Consider the following 19905-nt stretch of genomic DNA (forward strand, 5'->3'; position numbering starts at 1 on the left):
AATCAATGATTTAGCTAAGGAGCAGTCGTGTGGCTGTTCTCTTTTTATTAGCTAAAACTTAATTTTCAATTTATCTTCTTCTTGTAACATAAGAATTTGGTAGTTAGCTAACCATTTGGACGATGAAAAAAATGTTTTTGTTTCGAACATAAAATCTGAAATTATATTGCAATTGTTTTGTTTAAGGTATCCCCTAACAGAATCATGGATTTGATGAATAGAAGTTAGTTATTGGATTAAGGATTGCAATACTTTTGCCTAACTGGTATTATTTGGAATCTCCTCAATGGTATGCTATATTAGAAGAATCATAGAAATGGGAGGAATAAAATGAAAGGTCACACAAGGTTTGCATCTAATGGACGTGATAAGAGTAGAAGGAAGTCGTATTGCCATGAGTGTAAATATTTTAATAGAAATGGCTCAAAAGACATTTTTAACACTGAAAAGTTGGCGGAAAAATCTAGTATAAAGGTAAGGGTAAAAACAAAGTCTAGAATTCAGTTTTATAGAATCTCCTATGAGGAGGCAGTAGAAATGGTAAAAGATGGGGTTGGTGGAATTGTAAATAGCTCACTTATCCAGCAGTTAAACATAAAAGAAATTGTCCTAATAAGAGACGGATATGTCTGTAGGTATTGTAGAGGGACAGGCAATACCATTGATCATATTATTCCTAAATCAAAAGGGGGAGAAACCACTTTAAGTAATTGTGTGTGCGCTTGTAAGAAATGCAATCTAAAGAAGGGGAATCTTTCTTTGGAAGAGTTTATGGTCACTATTTCCAAAATAAAGAGAAATTAATAATTTCAATGGTAGGGGGATTCGAATATTGAAAGAGGAGATTATTTTTAAAAAAAGTATTAGTTTGAGAGAAGACATACATCAGTACGCTCTGGAACAAGCGGAAAAATTCCATGGAGGGAACTTTAGTGCCTACATAACTTATTTGATTTCTAGTAGAAAAAATAATACTGACTATATTACTTATAATAATGGGAAAAAAGAAATTGTTTTAACAAGAGAAAAGCTAGATGGATTGTTAAATAATGATGTTTGGCAAAGAGAGTTGATAGAGGTATTTTATGATGGCTTTGAAGTGGTTGCTACTGACCATTTAGTAGTAAAGAGTACCACGATTAAAAGATTAATAGAAAAGTACTTTGTAGTAAAGAGCATGGGTCTCGATAAAAAATATGATATTTCATTTAAGATATAAAGACTTATCTGGTTGTTTTTTGAAATAAGTTACAAATGATGCTGTAAGAAACGGGAGTAGGGTAAGCAGATATAGAAACTGCCTTCGACGGTTATCCGTTGATTTAAAGAGGTAGTAGGTACGTTGGCTATGCCTAATCGTTCAAACCATTCAGACAATGTTGGAAAATAGTTGTAATCAAAAGAGATATATTGTGATATGAGATCAATAGTGTTATAATGTTTTCAACTAAACTATAAAACTATTCAAGGAGTGAATTACATGCAACCGCCTCATTAGGAGGCACACTTGTATCTATACCTGTTACGTACTGAAATGGATAGGATGTATTATGCCTATTAATAGACAGGGGAGAAGTGTGTTTTCTAATGAGGGCGGAGCATGTAGATTCGCTCCTTTTTTGCGTTGTTTAAGGAGCGGCTAACAATAATCTAAACAACGTAAATCAAATTCAATTAAAGAAAGTGGGGTGATGAAGTTGCTGAAAATCGTAGTGTCGGACAATGATATATTGTCGAGGGTGAGGGCATACACTAACTTCAAATATGAGTGTCCAACCAATTACTTAGACTTAAATTTACTGAGATAAGTAGTAATCAAGAAAAATTGAATAAGAAAAGTGGTCTGTACTTTTTTCATTTGAAGGGCGGTTTAAAGTACGTAGGTAAGACTGATAATTTTTGGAAAAGATTCTATTCTGGGTATTTGAAAGAGGAAAGTAGTCAACATTGCAATCCTAAATTGATGCAATTAGTTAAAAAAGTTCCTAATGATATTGAAGTAATCTTTAAACCCTTGGCAAAGGATGAATTAAAGGAAGAGGAGTCAAGATTTATCCAAGAGTGGATTCCTCAATTCAATAAAACGGAAAATCCTAGATATGAAATTCGTTCAATTCAAAGAGTAATAGGCAGAATTGTTAATGAAACCGATCGTGAGTGGACGTTTTCTGCTATGAGAGAGGATTTAATCATTAAATGGCGCGGTGAGGTTTCGGTGGAAAGGATCGATGAAGCCTTAGCAAACAGGACTGGGAATCTATCAAGATACTGTAAAACCAATCCTAAAAAGCAAACACTTATGCCTAAGAAAAAGTGAAACGAGAGTATCTATATTAAGCTTGATACAATCCCTTTTCGAACTAAATAATGGGTGGGGTTTTTTTATATGCATAAATCCCCACTTAAAAACACGGTCACTATTTTTAAAACACCACCGAAAAATCGGGTATCCACCTATCTTTAAAACCGTTAGTCTTTTTCAATGATATCGGTCAATTTCGAAGAGGGAATAGATAGAAGAATATTAGATAGAAGAAATTAAATAGATAGAAATGTAGGGGGCAAGTCGGCAAAGCCTCCTTTTGCTCCCCTCAAACAAGCTTCTCTGAAATCTCTCTATTGGGCGGGGAAGATTGAAAAATACAATTTAAAAGGAGAAAGAAAAGAGTGAGTACAGAAACAATATCAACTACAAAAAAAGAAAGGGAAGAATCGTTTATTAAGATTTCCAAATCGCTAATGGAAACTAAAGATTTAGGAAAGAATGGGGAACTAGACGTTTACCATCTAGCAATAATTAAAACACTTGCTAATAACTTTCAAGGAGCAGCTTATACTGGAGTTATTCACATGATGAGATTCATTGGAATGAGTACGGAACAAAGTACGACTAAAATAAGAACAAATGAATCCCTTCTCAGATTGCAAGAGATGGGACATATCGAGATTTTTGAAGATGTAACAATGGAAAGTAAGGTGAAAGAATTAAAGCATGCTAACAACTACTTTATCAAACCAACAGGCAAGGAAGAAGAATGGGGTTTCGCTAAGGTGTTCTATAAAGATATTCAAAAGATAGTTGTAATGAAAAGTGATTATAAGCCTAAAATATTTGCAACATATCTCAATATGATAGGTAATATATTCTACACTGTAAGCAACAATCCAATATCATATACTGCGATTGATACTATAGTAAAGAATACGAAGATAAACAGAAAGTCTGTTGTAGAATACCTAAAAGCGTTGCATGATGAAGAAATCTTATACTTTATACACTTTCATATCAATAACTCAACTACAAAGAACTACTGCACAAGATGGATTCATAAAGAACATACTGTTAAATGGGCTGCTTCGGAAGCTGAGTTCCATTATAAAACCGAATATAAAAAATTTAAAGGTGGAAGAGATGGTGTATCAGAAGAATGAGTAGTCTCTTAATTGACGCTCTTCTTTTTATATTGAAGCAAATAATTGAATACAAGGACATTACTATACTAAAAACTGAGATATTCTTACTTGAAAAAACGTTTACTAATTAACCTTTTTTCTTAATTAGTAAACGTTTTATTTTGCGAAGATTGAAAGTTTAGTATCGAAAATAAAAGCTTTTAGAACTTTAAATTGAAAGTAACTGAATTTGGAATGAAACTAAATTACAAGCTAATAATGTTATTTAAACTTGTTCTTGTTGGTTTCGGACAGATGGAAATATCTCAGTTAATAATACTTTTTTCATTTCAGCGACATTGTTAAAACGATTTTCCTTATCTCCAATAGCTTTAAGAATGAACTTTCTTAATTGTTCACTCTCTTCTTTGTGATAGTTTGATTCTCTTCCTGTTAATATATAGTAGATTACTTTTGCAAGGACAAAGGTTTCATGCCTTATTTCATAATTTTCAAACCCTACTATATCAAGATCTGAATAATCATTTATTGCCCCTTTAGTTTCTGTTCCTTGCCTTGTTAATGAGCTTTCAGGTCGCTTTACTAAACCAAAATCCGACACTTTTATAAAATTAGTTCCGTCTTCGAATTTTTTAATTAAAATGTTTTGATAACTAATATCTCGATGTAAAAGCCCCTTTTGATGAATGTATTCAAAAGCATTAAGGAGCTGGATTATGAATGCTCTTCTTGATGCAAAAGACAAAGAGTTATTATTATATCTCATAAATTTCTCCAAGGTTTGATCAGCTAATTCCATCGTATATTCATTTTTTTCATCACTATATGTATAAGCCTTAATAATAAAAGGAGAATCCAAATTCTTTAGATCATTAAACTCATTTTTAAACCTCACAAGCTCATCTTCTCTTAAATCATCTTTTGCTCGTTTTACAGCAAATTCTGTTCCGTAATGAGGGTCACTGTATTTAAATACCTTAGCATATGAACCGCCACCAATTTGATGAAGAGTTATTTTACTTGTGTTTTCAGGGCTTTGAATTTCTGTAATATTAGCTTTTATAAACATTGGTCTTTCTTCGATTATATCGATAATTGGAAATTCTTCGGGAATGCTACTGCCACCGCTTTGCTTTAGAAAACTTCTGCATGAATTAATAATTTCCATGTAATACTGGTCAATTTCAAAACTATATTCACTCTTTAACTTGGCTTGAAGTATTCTTATTTGTTCAATAATATCTAACAGTTCTCTACTCTCTGCCGCATTAAAATGCCCCCCATATACACCGTTTTTACTATTCATAAAAGAGAAAAGGTCATTTAAGTTACTATGAAGAATTGAAAAGATTTCAGTTAGATGTGCATTACCAAAACCGGTGTAATATTCCTTATATAAGTCTATCTTTTCAGAATTATATTTACTTGAAAACTGGTTGTGTTTTATTTGTAAGAAGTTATCTAACTCAGACATAACACCATTCCTATCACTTAGTATATTGATTGTTACTGCTTAATTTTACCATATTTACTAAAAAAATTAGATCTCTAATTGGAAATTTCAGTTTGAAAATTAAGGAGTAGGGACTTAAAAGGGATCTCTATTTTTAAATGTAAATTATTAGGGGTATTATCGCATATTCATAATAGGAGCAAGGGTTAGACAGATTCATCCACAAGTCAGGAATTTTCCAAAACTGCTTATATTAATCAAATATTAATTAAATGGTTATGATGGCGATTTTATTGCCTTTTTTTATTGTCGTTTTGTAATGGATTAAAAACCTTACTTTTATTTTGTGATGACTACTAATTTGAAATAGGATATATCTAAGTCTGTGTGATTGTTATTTCGGTAAAAAAACACAAATGAAAATAAGGAGCTAATTTAAAAGCTCCTCATAGATGAAATTAATGATCGTAACTGTACCAATAATCTGGTAAATCATAACCATACTCTTTTGGATTTTTTAACTCACGGCTAATTTTAAATGAGCAACAGTGGCATTTGATATACCATGAAAATGTCCAATAAGAACTATAACTTCCATCTGACTCTTGTTCACCGTCTGAATCTTCATAGGAGGTTAATGATTTAACTCCGCAAACTGGACAATCGTATATGGCTGTAGCTTGTGAATGATAAGCATTTAATTCAGCTTCAGCTGTATTTAAGGAATGTTTTATTATTTCGTCATTAAAAAATTTGAATTTAAAGTGCAAGGGGTTATTATAAGCTGCTCTTCCTAATTCTTTTATAAATGCTACTTTCCCTGCATTATAACTATCCTTAGAACATTCAATAATTATTTCAGAAAGTGGATCTATTCCTAAAGTTAGAGGCTTATAACTCCAACTGGATTTAAGACTCATAAACTCGGGTAATGAAATAATTTCATTAATTATAGGTAATATAAACTTTCCAATAAAAACGTCCAGTGCTTCATAACGCAAAACGAACGTTCCTCTATGCCATATGCGATTTCTAAGAGTATTTAATTTGTTTAGAGCGTCTTTGTTTTTTTGAGTTGCAAAAAAATTATACTTTGAGTCTAATTTTCCTGCTTTAATTAAATTAAATAATCGTTCATAAGTGGTATTGAATTCAATAGTTCTAATACCTTCTAGCTCTAAAGAGGTGACTTCTTCATTGTTTAGTAATTTATAGAATATCTCATGCTGTCTATCAATATTAAGTACTAATAGTTCATTTTTTTCACGTAAGATTTCCTTACAAACTAATTCAATAAAGTGCTGAAAATGAATTATTGTTTCTGCATAGTGTTCAATATAATCTGTTGCATACTGACGATCTACTTCATTGATATTTGATGTACCACCATTTAGGATACTGTGAATAAATAATGTGGAACTTTTATATGTAGAGAAAAATGAATTAAGTGCAGTTTTTAACGATATAAAAGCAAAGCTCGAAAATTTTCTCTCTATATCATTAATACTGAAGCCATTTGATACAATTTCATTTATATTCAATATAATTACTCCTTTTTCGGTGGTGTACTACTATTATAACGTATTTTTATTAGGAGATTGCCTTTGGAGATATTTAATTGGAAATATGTAACATTTTATCAATCGGCATCTATAAGATAAGTACAAATGGAAAGATTACGTTGATAATATCTGCAATGATTTGGCACGAATTTCCCATAAAATTGACTTTTTGGGAAAAAAGGTTTTTTAGATTTAAAACGGAATGTAGAATTATTGTTCAAAATTGTAGGTTTGAATCGTGGGATAATAGCCGCTTCTAGTAGTTTTTTATCTTTATCCTTGGTTAAATAATAAAATATCGATTTTATTAATTAAGAGCAGATAAGGAAGTCTGCTCTTTTTCTATTAAATATAGATGATTTAAACAGGCTATAAAATCGTTTATTAAATAGTAAGAAACATTACCGATGCGATAAGTTTTATAATTATGTATAACGTTTTTTTATTTTAGGGTTAATCAAAATATTTTTTGAAAACACATTTTTTATATCTTCTTCATTAAAAATAGACCCTAATGGAAGGTACTTGCCATTAATATTGTTTGTGTATAAGTTCCCTTCCTCATCACAAAATATATAACCATCCACTCTATTTGCATATCTATTTTTTTCTATAATTAAATCTGTATTTGAAGTGTTTACAAATTTTAAGGTTTGTTCAAAATCACTATCTGATATTTTGTATATATCTTCGAATTTCTTTGCGGAAGATAAAGGGGAAAATTGGTATATACTCCAACGTTTTATATTTTTAAAAGTGGATATATATTCAAAAATATCAGGTATAGAATTTATATTCTGTGCAGTTAATATAGTATTAACTTTAATTTCGATATTGTACTTTTCTAATTGCTGTAATGTATGATTAAGTTTTTGAAAAAGGCGGTGAGAATCTCTAAATAGATTATAATAATCGCCAATAGCATCGATGGAAACACCTAACAAATCAATATTTTCTTCAATGAATTTAAAGTCAGATTCATTAATACTTAACGTATTAGTATCAACATGAGTAAAAAGATGATTTTGATGTGCTATTTTACATGCTTCACGAAAATCCCTTTTACTAAATGAATCTCCACCACCAAATGTAATGATGTCGAATCCTAATTGAATTGCTTGTTCTACTATAGATATAGTTTTATCTTCAATTTTTTTATGATGAAAATCTATATAGCAGAATTTACAATTTAAATTACAACTTTGATTGTATGTAAGGATTAGTCTTTTCAATTAAACACCTCCTAACTCTACTTCTACATCTTCTATCGATTTGCTTTTACTCCAACAGTAATCAAAATGACTTTTCATTGTTTTATAGTTACTACTGGAACTATCAAATTCAATTGCTAAAAAATTGTTTTCTAAACGTTCAGAGGTTTTCCCTAAATGATAAGGGTCGTATATCATATAGTTGTTCGTAAAGAAAAGTGTATTGTAAACTTGATCAGTAAATCGAATTTCTAAAGTTTGATACTTTGATACTAGAACTTTTAACTCTTCAAAATTCAATTTCCTGTCAACTCCAGTGGAATTATTTAATTTATTTCGTACAATTTTATTTTCACATTCTGGATGTATTAAAAGTACTTTGAAAGAAGTACTTTTATCTAACTGTGATTTAACTTCTTTCCAATGTCTATCTGTTGAAGCATCTATATATGAGCGACCTGTTTCAGCTAATAAATACATATAAGAGGCTTCACTAATAGCAATTTGAGTTTTTTCATTTCTCTCTTTTTTAGAATTACGGTCATACATGAAATAAATATTGTTAACGCCATTTTTTTCTAAATTTTCATATAGGGTTTCTACTTTTTTTGCTTTGTTTAGTAAAGGGCTGATTCCTTTGACTTTTAAAATGATTTCTAGAATTATGGCAATTATTGCAGTAGCTACGGCACTTTTAAACATATCATTTCCTAGAAATAAATTTAAAACTAAAGCAGCTAAAGTAAATAGCACTATTTCTAAAATAGTATTGGTTAAGTAAAATTTGCTAGGCCTTTCTTGATTACTCAAATTTAGCACCTCTCTTTATTTTATTCATATTTTAAAACAGTGTTTAAAATAATTCTATGGTTCTATAAAAAAATTAGTTATTTTCAAAGTAACGAGCATGAGACGTTTGCTAGATTTTTATATTTCAAACATACACCATTCCTTTTTTTGGGCATATGAATGGGCATTGCCACTTGCAGAATATCATTTCAAAACTGATAAAAGCCAGATCAAAGGTGGAGAAATTGGAATGCCTGAAGAATGAGGAGTGTCTTTCATCGAGGCACTCCTTTTTCGTATATTGAAGCGGATTATTGAATAAGATTGTATTCAGTCTACCGCATTACACAAACATTAATAAAACTAAACTTTATCAAGAAGAAGTGCTTCATCTAATAATGTCACGCTTGATTTAATGAAGACTAGGAAAGTCTCGATTTAGCCTCAATTAAAACTAGTTTAATACATCAAGTTTCTATCAATTCCCATGGTATAATTATCCTATAAACAAAAAATTCTAGGAGAGAGAATAAATGTATGTATAAGGTAAATTTATTAAATAATATTAACGCAATTTCAACTAATAAGGTTAAAGAATTTGAGGCTTTAATTCATACTAATAGGTTTATTGCTGCATCAACTATAGAAGCAGGATATGGGGATAGCTTTGCCTTATTTGGACATTTAAGAAAAGCAGGAGAAAATCTACCAAGCGAACTTAGTAGAGTAGATGGAAATTTAAAAGGATTAAGCTCACCAGACAATAGAGTACCACCTTTTTTACGTTCACAGCTTTTTATTGCTTCAATAGCAAGTATAGAAGATTATCTGTCTCAATTAATGAAGGAGATTTTGGTTAGTTACCCAGAAAAAATTAGTGTTAAATCAACAGATAGTGGCAACATAATCAATTCTGGGGATGTGAAAGAGATTATTGAAATGATGGCTGAAAAACATGTCACTGATTCTTTATATAAGAAACCAGAAGAATATAAAAAATCTTTGATTGAAATTATTTCAGCTGAAAAGGAATTACTTGATATATATTGGGATAGTTTTATTGAAATGAAGGCTTCTAGGGATGCAGGAATGCATGGCGGGTGGAGAAGTAACAGTATTTATTTAAGAAAGGCTGGTTCAAAAGCAAGGACAAATAAATTGGGAGAATACTTACCTATAACAGTCGACTACTTTAACGAATCAGTCAATGTTTGTAAAGGTATTGTTAATGTTATCCATGGTCATATAAATGAAAAATTTAATAAATGTACTCCTGCCTATGTTTTTTGTGAGATGTGGGAAAAGTCTTCTCTTTCAAGGATTGTAGCATTTAGGGATGTTTGGTTTATCGAAACACCATATATGGTTAGACCTGTGAGTGGGTTTAAATGGGGTTGGTCAACATCAGAAGAGTTACTTTATAGGTTCTTTTTGGGAATTTATGAAGGTAAAGATACTATGCCATTTTTACCTAGTTTATTAGAGAGGTTAAATAAGAATGACGCAAATATTGTTAAACTTTGGTTATGTTCACCTTTCTTTTTCTAAATTATGTTTTGTAGAAATTTTTCTTATGCGTTTATATCATATTTGTTTATTAAGAAAGAATTATTGTAAGAACAAGTGAAATAGTTGTAAGAAGGCATCCAAATTAGTTGGATGCTTTTTTAGTTGTACACAAGCTGTGATTAACTAATGGTTGCTTTGTGGTTGCGAATCAATCTAAGGGTATTTGTAGGAGCTATAGGGTTTTGTTTGTGCCTTTTGTTGAATGCAGAACCACTTTCATTCACAAATTGACGTTTGGTAAATTTCCGACACGACTCAAATAAATGATGTATTTTGGTGCAGTAAAGTGATAAAACATATAGAAATAAACTGATGTTTTTCGATAAGAGTAATCAATAACAGAGGTGTAACATTAATTGTGATATCAAAGGATAGATATCGCTGCTTTAATCATATTGTTCTTTGTTCTCGATAAACTATACGTTTCAAAAGGTACACTTTTTGAAACGTAATTTATGAAACGGAAGAATAAGTGTTTAGATAGTCTCATATGGTATCAAATCAAATTTTGGCACGTATCATAATTTCCATTGACCTTTTGATACTATTTCAGTAAGATTAGAGTATCAAATAACAAGGTGGATTTAAACATGGATAACAAAGAGTTCGGATATGTACGAGTAAGTAGTAAAGACCAAAACGAAGCACGACAACTGGATAGTATGTATGCTCTTGGAATTGATGAGCGTGATATTCATATCGATAAGCAGAGCGGCAAAGACTTTAACAGACCTCAATACCAAGCTTTGAAAATGCGTTTGCGTAAAGGAGATACACTGTACATTCATTCTTTAGATAGACTAGGTCGGAACAAAGAGATGATTCTTAACGAGTGGAAAGATATTACCCAAAACATCAAAGCACATATTGTTGTAATTGATATGCCATTATTGGATACACGTAAATACAATGACTCGATCGGTTCTTTCGTAGCTGACTTGGTTTTACAGGTTTTATCATGGGTTGCTGAAGAAGAAAGAACTAAGATAAAGACCCGTCAAGCTGAAGGAATAGCTTCAGCAAAGGCACAGGGTAAACACCTAGGAAGACCTAAAACATCTATTACATCTGAGTTTGAAAAGGCTTATAAGGAATGGAGAGCAGGAAATATCACGGCAGTTGAAGCAATGAAGCAATCAAACATGACAAAGGCAACATTCTATCGCAAGGTTAAGGAATTTGAAGCAAGCTAAGGAGACTCCCAAGGGGTCTCTTTCAATTGTGTGCCAGGCATGGCAACTATCTAGGTGGTGAAAGTCCACTGTGGGGGTACACATCAACCAACCACTAAGGAAGCGCAAGGTACTTATCGTGAGGTAAGGGCTGGAGGAAGCGTGGAATAAAATCTTGGCTCGACGAACAGAAATCTGATACTAAGGCTTTACAAAGGGATGAGGCTCCAATTCAAGTCAAAGTCCAAAAGATGTGCGTAACTTTGTAGAGTAAATCAGGCGAGTAAAAGAGGAAAGATTGTTGTCTTACCCTGGGAGGTCTTGCGGGTGTACAACTAGTACAGTCGAAAAAGGTTAGCCGCAAGAAGTCAGCAGAAGCCATAGTAGTGAAATTAGTTCATGAAGGGCTGAACAATTTATAGTGTTTCAACGCCACGAATGCATAAGTGACGTACTCCGAATGTGTTAATGGGGAAAGTATGAGCGTATCTCAAAGGATAACCAAAATGGAGCTATCACTTATTACGTGAGAGGAAAGGAGAAACGAGTGTGGAACTTTTAGAACAGATTCTAAGCAATCAAAATATGAATGAAGCCTACTTACGTGTCTATAAAAACAAAGGTGCTAGTGGGATTGATGGAATAACAGTCGATGAACTGAAGCGATATCTGAAAGAGAACAAAGATGAGCTACGTCAGCGCATCAGAACAAGAAAATACCAACCACAAGCTGCCTTAAGAGTGGAAATCCCAAAAGAAAATGGCAAGATGCGCATGTTGGGAATACCAACAGTAGTGGATAGAGTAGTTCAACAAGCAATTCATCAAGTTCTCAGTCCGATATTCGAAAAGCAATTCAGCGAATTCAGTTACGGCTTTAGACCAAAAAGAAGCTGTGAGATGGCTATTATAAAAAGTTTGGAAATTCTGAATGATGGACACGATTGGGTAGTAGACATTGACCTTGAAAGATTCTTCGATACAGTTCATCATGATAAACTCATGCGAATTATCGCAAACACAATCGATGATGGTGATGTCATCTCGTTAATCAGAAAATACTTAGTAAGTGGAGTTATGGTAAATGGGAAATATAAAGAGACTCCCGTCGGGACTCCGCAAGGAGGAAACCTCAGTCCATTATTGAGTAATATTATGTTAAACGAACTAGATAAGGAACTAGAAAGTAGAGGATTGCGTTTCGTTAGATATGCGGATGACTCCCTAATCTTTGTGAAGAGCGAGCAAGCAGCAAACAGAGTGATGAAATCAATCGTGAGATTTATAGAAGGAAAATTAGGGTTGATAGTTAATGCAGAAAAGAGTAAAATCTCTCGCCCTAAAGAGTTAAAATTCTTAGGATTTGGATACTACTATGACTTCAAAACTGAGAGATACCAAGTGAAACCTCACCCAAAGTCATTACAGAAATTTCAAAGAAAGCTACGACAACTTACAAAACGAAACGGGAGCGTCTCTCTAGATTTCAGAATTCTTAAGCTTAAACAAGTCATTTTTGGATGGGTGAACTACTTTAGAATTGCAAACATGAGAAAAGCAATGACCCAAATAGATATGAAATTACGCTCAAGAATAAGAGTAATCATTTGGAAACAATGGAAAGTTCCTAGAAAACAAATCAAGTCGCTAATCCAACTAGGTATACCCGAAGAAGAAGCAAAAGGATTAACGTTCTGCCGGAAAGGTTACCGGTATATCGGGTTATCGAAAGTTGTTCAAAGAGCAATCTCAAACAAAAGACTAAAGCAGAGGGGGATACCCTCTGCTCTTGAACGTTACTTAAAAGTACACACTGTAATATAAATTGAAACGCCGTATACGCGATCCGTTCGTACGGTGTTGTGAGAGGGGCGAAAATAAACTGCTTTATTTTCCCTCTACTCGATTGCAATAAATATGGGGGTATATTTACACATTTCTATCATGGGGATTGGTGGGTTATGGGCTAGGCAGACTCATCCACACAATATAAAAAATTTATAAATCTGAAAATATTTTAAAGGCAATTAATATTGGAGTTAGATGTTAAAATTTGTGAATTTGTAGTATAATAAAAGATTGCTAAGGTTGGTACATTATGTGATTAAAGGGTGGCGATAGCTTGAATCTTAATCATAGAATCAAAAAAAGAAAAAAGGCTCTTGAGTCAATTAATGAACTTGTAAATAATGCTTCACATCTTGTATTAATCCATTATTCCTGTGAAAGTTTCTATAATGTAGAGAGTGGCTATACACCAAGAGTAACATCAATTGCAGTAAGGTATTATAATACAGCTCAAACAAAATCGTTTTCTATTCATAAATTAGCGGAAATAAAAAAAATACCGTTCGAGGATATAGAACAAAATTATGATGATTTAGAAAAAGAAATGTTAAAGGAATTTTTTCAATTTGTTAAGAAACATAAATCTTATAATTGGCTTCACTGGAATATGAGGGATTTAAATTTTGGTTTTGAAGCTTTAGAAAATAGGTTTAGGGTCTTGGGAGGAAGACCAGAAACAATAGATGATGAAAAAAAGTATGATTTAGCAAGATTACTTATCGATATTTATGGAGTAGGTTATATCGGGCATCCTCGGTTAGAAAAACTAATTGAAAAAAATAAAATCTCCAATAGAGATTTTTTGGATGGACAATCTGAAGCTGTAGCATTTGCTAACAAAGAATATGTAAAACTCCACATGTCAACACTTAAGAAAGTTGATGTATTTCATTCTATTTTGGACAAGGTAGCATCAGGAAATCTGAAAACAAATGCTAAATGGTATGAACCCTATGGTTTGTCTCCACAAGCAGTTTATGAAGCCATTAAAGACCACTGGATTTATGCTGTTGTGATATTGTTGTTAGGGGCGGTTTTAGGTGCAGTAATACCATTTATCTTCGACCTTTTAACCAACAATAAACCTAATTAATAACGTCTAATTTTGAATTGTTTGCAAATTAGTACATGTTTCAGTATCATTATTTGTAGGGATAACACGTAATGAAAAACATTCAACAAGCATAAACCATTGGTATATTAACGCCTTAAAGCTTTTTGAACCGAAAGTGGTGCAACGGATAGCACGTAAGATTCCGGTTCTTAAAATGTGGGTTCGATTCCTGCCGAGGGCGTACTACAGACTTTGTTATTGTTGAGTTTTTCAGCAATGGCAAGGTCTTTTTTAATTTCCTTTTTCATTCGTGTATAACCTTTGATGGTAGAACTCATCAATGGCAAGTAAGAAAATCTCTCTTACTCAGATCGAAAATACTTGTGGTAGGATTAGGAACAGCAATAGTACATTTATTGATTCTTACCTATAAGTAGAAATAATTTCCTATGATATAGGATAACAACTATATCAAGCAAAATACAACAAAACCTTCCTTTGGTTTAAAAGAAGGTTATCTGGCATGCACCTTTTAAGTCTGTATTCTATAATTATTTGCTTTTCTTGCTCCGCCTTATTTTTTAGTTTGCCATTATTTTATATTTGACGGCGTTTTCCACAGCCGCAACCACCGTGTTTAATGATTTGAATCGATCTTTTTACGATTGGCTGGGAATTTGATGATTTTATAGTGTTTTGTTGGTTGGCTGTACTTTGCTCATTATTGCTTTGTTCATTCATTTTTTCCCCCCCCTTTTAGAAAATACAGCAAAAATGCTGTCTCTTCGTCCATTAAAAGCTACGGGCAAGTACTGCCAATAGTTATTGGTACTGGTACTGTGATTGTTACATTCAGTATATTACCTGTATCGCTTGGTACCCTTACAGTCACGGTATTAGTAATACGATTAATGGTAATAGTAAAACTAACACCAGTTACAAGTGGATTTCCATTAAAGGTTACATCTCCGGTACCCATAATGGTCACAGTTTCAGCTGTGCAAACAACACTTGAAATTGCACCAATAGTAAAACCTAAGGTTCCTAAACCACCCGACGCAATCAATGTTAATTCGAAAACAGAATCGCCTGCTACACAACTAGGACAAATGTTGATATTCAGTGTTGCTATAGCAGCCACGAAACCAGGTATAATAGGGATTGGAATAGGAGGATTAAGTGTGATTGAAGTTGCAGGTAGTAAAACACTACACCCACATGTACCTGGTGTTGGACCTCCGCCTCCAACAGCAGCGATCAAATCAAGAACATTTTCAAATTTGAACTCTAGTAACATTTCTTTCTTGATCACGTCACGAAGGGTTCTTTGAACACTAGCGTCGAGAGCAAGAAGATTGGTTAACGAAACTGTTGCAGGAGTGAATGCCCTTGCTGGGGTTAAGGTGCCAAGAACAAATTGAATTTTTTCCGCTTCTGTGTTTACAAGGTGAGCGAGAGCTAACTCCTCAAGGGCAATCGAAGCCAACAGTAATGGAACAGTTTGTGCAGTGCTAAGAGAAATGGTAGGTGTCATACTAGGGAAATTTGGTAAACTCATAAATTTTTCACCTCCTTGATAAGTAGTCCTAGAGTGGAACAAAAGCTGTTTTAACCTTCATTCCCTATTATTTATATTCAAGTAAAATTTAAGAGATTGTGTTTTTGTCTGTTTTTTCGTATAAACTAGCAAAAAAAAGGCTGCCGCCCATTCGTTTTAACAGTTTTTTGATATAACAAAATGAAGCTGGATTTTTGGAGAAAAATTCCCAAGCAGGGTCCTGCGCTTACTCAGGAAGAGGTGAACACTATGCATGACCTGAATATTTCCAATATTACACCTGTGATATATTATTTCAATATTACATTTTTGTACAGGCTTGACACGAGAACCTAGAAATATAAATGCCCATTTTATAGTTTATAGAATGAAATCGGCTGTTAACGGTCCGTCCCCAATTGGTAGAGGATAGCCTCCTGCAATTATAGACTCAGAAATTGGACATTCGCATTTCGTATTTCAGGGGTGTGCGAGCCGTATAACTTAATCGTTTTCCTTTTTCCGCTCAATAATGGTACGCCAAGAGATAGAATAACTAGCTGAAATAGCCAAGAAAAATGAACCGAATTGATAAGGATTTGCTCCGTCTCATTTTTGTCTCTGGATTATAACTGGCGGCGTTTTCCTCAGACGCAACCACCTTGTTTTATTAGCTCGTGGTTTCCTTGATCACTCATAGTGTTATTCCTCTCCTTTAACAAACGAAAACGAACAATTCCCATTCCAAATCGGAATGGGAATTGTTTGAACCCAATGTTTGACAAAATTAAGGGCAAGGAGTTTTGTTGATGGCTCCTGGTACAGTTAGGTATCATTTAATGTGAAGGGGTTCCCGAATTGATCATTTTAAACTAATGTGAACTGATCTTGAAGAGGGAAATCTTCCAATAGCAAACTGAAGTTACTAGAGAACGGTACACCACCTGCCACAAATCCTGTTCCAGTTCCCGTTACTTCCATTCTTCGGAAGTTACCTGATGTGCCTATACATGTGACCAAAGTGATTGTGTTAGATCTGAAAATTACGGTAGAAGGAAAATTTCCTGTCTCTATGCGTGTATGTGTGAATCCACTGCCTGTTGGGTCGCAGCTTGGGCAAATTGTGCCAGTTAGAATGTCAGTAAATGTATCGGTTCCGATAATTCTGGTATGAGTGAACAGGAAAATGAAGAGCCCATTTGGACAAAGAAATCCCGAGCAGGCAATGTTGCCTACTCGGGAGAGAGTTGAATAAGAAAAATTGTATCAGAAGATTTAATGATTTCAATGATTTCATTGCATTTAGCGTGTGTTGATACTGAAATCTGAAATTTAGATGTCCATTTTACCGTGCGAGACAGGTTGTGATGATAACGGTCTGCCCCAATTGGTAGATGATACCCTGCACCAATAATAGAATCGAAAAAAATGAAAAGACTAAAAAAGTCCCATAAAAATTAATATGAGAGAACAAAGGCTTGTAAGAATATTGAAAAAAGATGGGGTTGCCTCCGCAATCCCATCTTGAATTAAATTTTAATAAAGCTACTTAGAAAAGCAATTTACCTTAACAAAAAATAAAGAATGACTTCGAAAGTTTATGTTTCGGTAAATTAAAATAGCAAAGTAATAATCGGAATTGAAAGGCTTTTCATTCCCGGGATTCAATAAGACTATGGTTGAGGCTTCATGTCCATTAAATCAAGAACGTTTTCCAATTTAAATTGCAGCAGCATCTCCTTTTTGATCACATCCTGAAGGATTCTTTCAGCACTAGCATTGATGGCAAAAAGATTTGAAGCGGAAAGCTTTTTAGGAGAAAGTTTTGTTTTTGTAGGCTTTAATTTTCCGAGTGCAAATTGAAGTTTTTCAGCTTCAGCATTAATGACGTGGGCAAGGGCTAACTCCTCAAGGGCAATGGAAGCCAGCAGCAATGTAACGGTCTGATCAGTTTTAATTGATGTGACTGGACTAATATTCGGGATATTGGCTTGAGACATTGTTATCACCTCGTTTTTCTTTAGCGCTAATGTTAGTTTATTTTTACAGGCTAAAGTATGACACAACTATTTTTATGATATTTGCCATGCTGAGTTTATTCCATTAAAAATGCTCCCGATTGGATACAATTGTATGCCAATCGGGAGCAAAGTAAACAGGAATAAACCAGCTCAGTTTGAGCTTGTACTACCCCCAACCTCTTGATGATATTTCGATAAAGAGATGTTGGAAATTATACAAAAGGTCTTGGGGTAATAGCGATCAAATCGAGAATATTTTCGAACTTAAACTCAAGCAGCATCTCCTTCTTGATCACATCACGAAGTGTTCTTTGGACACTTGCGTCGATATCAAGCAGGTTAGTCAACGTAACAGTGTTAGGAGTGAATACACGGGTAGTTCCTGCTAATGTTCCGAGGACAAATTGTAGCTTCTCAGCTTCAGCATTAATGATGTGAGCCAGAGCCAATTCCTCAAGGGCAACAGAAGCCAAAAGCAATGGAATAGTCTGTGCAGTCGAAAGAGAAATTGTAGGAGTGATACTACTAATATTAGCTTGTGACATGAAATCACCTCCTTTCTTTTATATCTGATTACAGTGTATTTATTCCCCTCGATGAGCGTCACGGCAAATAATCTATTTTTTATTTGATTTTATTTTTTAGGAGAATTGAGATTGAGTGCCTTTGCGATTAGCGTTTCATCTTCGCAATCTTCCGTTAATGGACTAAATAGGTCTTGGTGCTTCGGCAACAGGCTACGAAGAGCTTCTACGGGAGAATGAAATGTTTTCGATTGGCTTGCCGCCATTGCATAACACCTTGCAGCCTCCTCAATCTGCCCCAGCTTTTCGAAGCAGCATCCTTTATAGTGTAATGCTTGAAAGGTACCCATCCCCTTTTGGGTAAGATACTCTATATTCGCTTCACCCATTTCAAGACATAGATCAAACGCCTCCAATGCTTCTTTGTGCATATCCTTCATATATAAGATTATGCCTTTATAAAAATGTAAATCTACATAATCCGGATAGAGTACGCACGCTTTTTCAATACTTGGCCATGCCCCGTCGATGCTTCCAGTACTAATCAATATGGAATACTTTAATCGATATAAAAGCGATGGGGGGGTTTGTAACCGCATTAGGAAATCTCTAATGGATTTATTGACATGATCAAATGCCTTACTATATTCCTCTTGCCCATAATACTCTGCGGCAATATGGTAATTAATCCAGGGGCTATGGTCTTCTTGTTTAAGTTCTTCCTCTAACATGGTAATATTACGTTCAAATTTCTTTTTATTTTTAGTTACCGAATCCAAATAACCATAATGGTGAATTTTTATGGGAACATGCTTGATGGTCATGCCATCCTCTGGTACCGTCAGAACCTCTTCTGCGTTTAGCATTTCATGGATTTTGCCTTGAAATTTAAATCCTTTATGATTCCGCAAAAGACGAGTATGGGCTATATCAAAGGTTTTTTCCGGTTCAGGGCGTTCGCCATAATAATTAATCAAATGAATCGATAAAATATCTTCATCGGAATAAAGAATATCACGCATTTTATAAACATCAGAAGCATCGACCTGTTCATCTGCATCCATCCATAAAATCCAATCCCCAGTTGCGCGTTCGAATCCGTAGTTGCGTGCGTCAGCAAAGCTATTGTTCCACGGGAATTCGTAAACCTCGGCTCCAAATGATTTACAGATTTCAACGGTTCGGTCTGAAGATCCGGTATCTACAATAATGATTTCGTCTACAACCCCCTTTGTGCTGTTAAGGCACTTTTCGATAAATGCCTCTTCATCTTTTACAATCATGCATAACGATAACCGCTTAAAGTCCATGTTTTTTCTTTCACTCCTTATAAAAACAGTAATCAAACACTTGATATATTATGATTTTAACTAGGTAAAAGTGCTTTTTTGGCAACAACCTCATCGTTATTCAATATAATGTGGAAGTGAAGAAAGAAACCCCCGTGATGAAACTTGAGGTGGATGCTGTTGAAGACTGGAAATCTAAAAATTTATTGAGTCGGTCCTCAATTTACCGGTCATAGTCTTGCAATCGAATCATTGGCTTAGGCTTAAATTCTGTTTCTTCACTGATTCTCGTCCCGTAACATCCAGGCAAAATTACAGCTTTCAAATTCTTATCCCTTAAGTGACAGCATCTTTTTTATGCTATGCAGCTACACAATCGCGGTTTACCATTTCCAAGCTTTGTTCAAGAACAGAAATAATAATTTGATTGGAACCTTTGCTTTCTTTAGCCAAATTGTTGTA

Annotated in this window: 17 protein-coding genes; 8 read left to right on the top strand and 9 right to left on the bottom strand. The window is 33.8% G+C overall.

The genetic code is table 11. The features are described from left to right. Nucleotides 1–330: 330 nt before the first annotated feature. From KHA99_RS12315 to KHA99_RS12330, 4 genes are all read left to right on the top strand, one after another. Nucleotides 331–804, top strand: coding sequence for an HNH endonuclease (locus tag KHA99_RS12315; RefSeq protein ID WP_213117733.1), 474 nt, complete (start codon nt 331–333; stop codon nt 802–804). Between the two features lie 28 nt (nt 805–832). Continuing rightward, nucleotides 833–1219, top strand: coding sequence for a hypothetical protein (locus KHA99_RS12320; RefSeq protein WP_213117734.1), 387 nt, complete (start codon nt 833–835; stop codon nt 1217–1219). Nucleotides 1220–1825: 606 nt separating this feature from the next. After that, nucleotides 1826–2317: a GIY-YIG nuclease family protein gene (locus KHA99_RS12325; protein ID WP_213117735.1), complete on the top strand. Its 492-nt coding sequence runs from the start codon at nt 1826–1828 to the stop codon at nt 2315–2317. A 350-nt stretch (nt 2318–2667) separates the two neighbouring features. Then, nucleotides 2668–3432, top strand: a complete 765-nt coding sequence (locus tag KHA99_RS12330) for a hypothetical protein (protein WP_213117736.1) — start codon at nt 2668–2670, stop codon at nt 3430–3432. A gap of 247 nt (nt 3433–3679) precedes the next feature. On the opposite strand, the gene KHA99_RS12335 is transcribed toward KHA99_RS12330, so the two are convergent. The 4 genes from KHA99_RS12335 to KHA99_RS12350 form a co-directional block, all read right to left on the bottom strand. Next, nucleotides 3680–4888, bottom strand: coding sequence for a protein kinase domain-containing protein (locus KHA99_RS12335; RefSeq protein ID WP_213117737.1), 1209 nt, complete (start codon nt 4886–4888; stop codon nt 3680–3682). A 437-nt stretch (nt 4889–5325) separates the two neighbouring features. Then, nucleotides 5326–6408: a hypothetical protein gene (locus KHA99_RS12340; RefSeq protein ID WP_213117738.1), complete on the bottom strand. Its 1083-nt coding sequence runs from the start codon at nt 6406–6408 to the stop codon at nt 5326–5328. Between the two features lie 446 nt (nt 6409–6854). Next, on the bottom strand, nt 6855–7661 hold the full coding sequence (locus KHA99_RS12345) for a radical SAM protein (RefSeq protein ID WP_213117739.1): 807 nt from the start codon (nt 7659–7661) through the stop codon (nt 6855–6857). Continuing rightward, nucleotides 7662–8450 carry a hypothetical protein gene (locus tag KHA99_RS12350; protein ID WP_213117740.1) on the bottom strand — a complete coding sequence of 263 codons (789 nt, stop codon included), beginning with the start codon at nt 8448–8450 and terminating at the stop codon, nt 7662–7664. It lies immediately after the preceding gene. 516 nt (nt 8451–8966) lie between these two features. Between KHA99_RS12350 and KHA99_RS12355 the strand changes: the two genes are divergently transcribed. The 4 genes from KHA99_RS12355 (at nt 8967) to KHA99_RS12370 (ending at nt 14111) form a co-directional block, all read left to right on the top strand. Further along, nucleotides 8967–9977 (top strand): hypothetical protein, encoded by a 1011-nt coding sequence (locus KHA99_RS12355; RefSeq protein WP_213117741.1) that lies wholly within the window; start codon nt 8967–8969, stop codon nt 9975–9977. 611 nt (nt 9978–10588) lie between these two features. Continuing rightward, a complete protein-coding gene (locus KHA99_RS12360; protein WP_213117742.1) occupies nt 10589–11191 on the top strand; it encodes a recombinase family protein in 603 nt (200 codons plus the stop codon). Between the two features lie 528 nt (nt 11192–11719). Next, nucleotides 11720–12994 carry a group II intron reverse transcriptase/maturase gene (gene ltrA, locus KHA99_RS12365; protein ID WP_213115845.1) on the top strand — a complete coding sequence of 425 codons (1275 nt, stop codon included), beginning with the start codon at nt 11720–11722 and terminating at the stop codon, nt 12992–12994. 298 nt (nt 12995–13292) lie between these two features. After that, nucleotides 13293–14111 carry a hypothetical protein gene (locus KHA99_RS12370; protein ID WP_213117743.1) on the top strand — a complete coding sequence of 273 codons (819 nt, stop codon included), beginning with the start codon at nt 13293–13295 and terminating at the stop codon, nt 14109–14111. Nucleotides 14112–14669: 558 nt separating this feature from the next. Here the strand turns inward: KHA99_RS12370 and KHA99_RS12375 are convergent. The 5 genes from KHA99_RS12375 to KHA99_RS12395 form a co-directional block, all read right to left on the bottom strand. Continuing rightward, on the bottom strand, nt 14670–14813 hold the full coding sequence (locus tag KHA99_RS12375; protein ID WP_213117744.1) for a hypothetical protein: 144 nt from the start codon (nt 14811–14813) through the stop codon (nt 14670–14672). A 58-nt stretch (nt 14814–14871) separates the two neighbouring features. Next, nucleotides 14872–15630, bottom strand: coding sequence for an alpha-helical endospore appendage domain-containing protein (locus KHA99_RS31365; protein ID WP_307852049.1), 759 nt, complete (start codon nt 15628–15630; stop codon nt 14872–14874). Between the two features lie 1652 nt (nt 15631–17282). Continuing rightward, the gene (locus KHA99_RS12385) at nt 17283–17609 is read right to left on the bottom strand and encodes an alpha-helical endospore appendage domain-containing protein (RefSeq protein ID WP_213117745.1); all 327 of its coding nucleotides are present in this window, start codon (nt 17607–17609) and stop codon (nt 17283–17285) included. A 233-nt stretch (nt 17610–17842) separates the two neighbouring features. Further along, entirely contained in the window at nt 17843–18175 is a 333-nt protein-coding gene (locus KHA99_RS12390; protein WP_213117746.1) for an alpha-helical endospore appendage domain-containing protein, read from the bottom strand. Between the two features lie 89 nt (nt 18176–18264). Beyond that, a complete protein-coding gene (locus KHA99_RS12395) occupies nt 18265–19464 on the bottom strand; it encodes a glycosyltransferase (protein WP_213117747.1) in 1200 nt (399 codons plus the stop codon). Nucleotides 19465–19905 lie beyond the last annotated feature (441 nt).

This window comes from Neobacillus rhizophilus, from assembly GCF_018343535.1.
GTDB lineage: Bacteria > Bacillota > Bacilli > Bacillales > Cytobacillaceae > Neobacillus > Neobacillus rhizophilus.